The sequence below is a fragment of the Moorena sp. SIO4E2 genome, from assembly GCF_010671945.1.
GTDB lineage: Bacteria > Cyanobacteriota > Cyanobacteriia > Cyanobacteriales > Coleofasciculaceae > Moorena > Moorena producens.
This window is the reverse complement of the sequence record NZ_JAAHIE010001153.1, coordinates 1-1,574: the sequence shown is the minus strand read 5'-3', so window position 1 is coordinate 1,574 and position 1,574 is coordinate 1. Positions and strand designations below refer to the sequence as shown.

General features: G+C 41.4%; 2 protein-coding genes. One reads left to right on the top strand and one right to left on the bottom strand.

The window, feature by feature from the left end:
• Positions 1-462 (top strand): GNAT family N-acetyltransferase (locus F6K37_RS41675; RefSeq protein WP_008179123.1); only part of this gene is annotated, 462 nt, incomplete at its 5' end.
• Positions 463-945: 483 nt separating this feature from the next.
• Here the strand turns inward: F6K37_RS41675 and F6K37_RS41670 are convergent.
• Positions 946-1,506 (bottom strand): transglutaminase-like domain-containing protein, encoded by a 561-nt coding sequence (locus tag F6K37_RS41670; protein ID WP_287257122.1) that lies wholly within the window; start codon positions 1,504-1,506, stop codon positions 946-948.
• Between the last annotated feature and the right edge of the window lie 68 nt (positions 1,507-1,574).

Sequence of the window (1,574 nt, the reverse complement as noted above, 5' to 3'; positions counted from 1 at the left end):
ATGTTAATTCGTAACTACCAAGTATCAGATGCCAAAGCTGTGATTGATGTCTACAAAAATGCTATCATGGAGATAGCATCACAGGCTTATGATCGTAAACAAATAGAGATTTGGTCATCCTATCCTAAGGATATCGACCAGTTTACGAAACGGCTGAGTATGGGAATAACACTTGTTGCAGTTGATGGCAATAAGGTGGCGGCTTTTGGTCAATTAAATCCCGCTAATCACATTGATTTACTGTTTACAGCAAAAGACTACTCTCGACAGGGATATGCTACAGCCATTTACCAACAATTAGAAGATGAAGCGTTAAAGCAAGGGGTTAGTTGTCTCTATACTGAAGCTAGCATAATTTCTAAGTATTTCTTTATCAAACAGGGATTTACTATCATTGAACCGGAGACTGTATTGCTTAGGGGGGTAGGGTTTGAACGGTTTAGGATGGAAAAGGTCATGTAAGCAGTCAGCAGTCAGCGGTCAGCGGTCAGCGGTCAGTAGTCAGCGGTCAGCTTATTTTATTCAAAAGCTGTTCGGTGTAGCTTGCCCATAGCCCATTAGTTGATAGCTGAAAGCACCTCAAGTAGCGTGCGCGTAGCGCATAAGCTGATAGCTTAGGCTTTCCGATTGCTAAAATAGTAGACAAATTTGTTGTTTTGTTGAACAGTAGCGATCGCAAAATTACAAAGTATGCGATCGCTTATTTTTCTCCTCTACCCACCCTTGCCACACTTATAGTGCTTACCACCTGTTAGGGGCTTTCAACCTAGTGGTGCGTTACGGGTACGCACTAAATTCTTCATTCTTCATTCTTCATTCTTCATTCTAAATTCTTCATTCTAAATTCTTCATTCTAAATTCTTCATTCTAAATTCTTCATTCTTCATTCTAAATTCTTCATTCTTCATTCTTCATTCTAAATTCTAAATTCTTAATTCTTCATTCTTACAATTCCTCCAACAAAACATCTGGCAGACTACCAAGCATTTCATCCCAAGTATTGCCAGCCTGTAATGCTTCGATAACTATAGGAAGTGGTTCAGAAAAAATGTTAGGAAAGTCAGCTTCTGCGGGAAATCGAATGCTGAAAGCTAATTGCTCCTTTGGGGGATTGAACTGAGCATTAATTCCCTCACGGTTTCCTCTGGGATCAATTCGATACCAACCGAATTCAGCTAAGTAAACGGCATTCAAACCATGCAAACTGTAAGGCTCACCATCGTCATTAATACTTAATCGTTGATAACAAAAGCCTGCTGGAATTCCATTGGCTCGTAAGAGGGCAGCTAGCAAATGGCTTTTTGCATAACAATAACCGGTTTTATACTTAAGTACATCCGAGGCACGACAGGTGACAGGATTCATTTGATAGTCAACGCTATGACGAATTTGATCGCGAACCCATTCAAAACAGGCTTTTGCGATCGCATTCGATGTTTGATGCTCTAGGGCTAGTGCGGCTCGTTCTGAGTGGGAGCCTTTCGTAACGAAAGGGGTATGACTCAGGGGATTCGCGGGGAAAACCCCGAATTCATAACTATTCGTTCGGATGGCGGTGAAAACCCGACCCCATG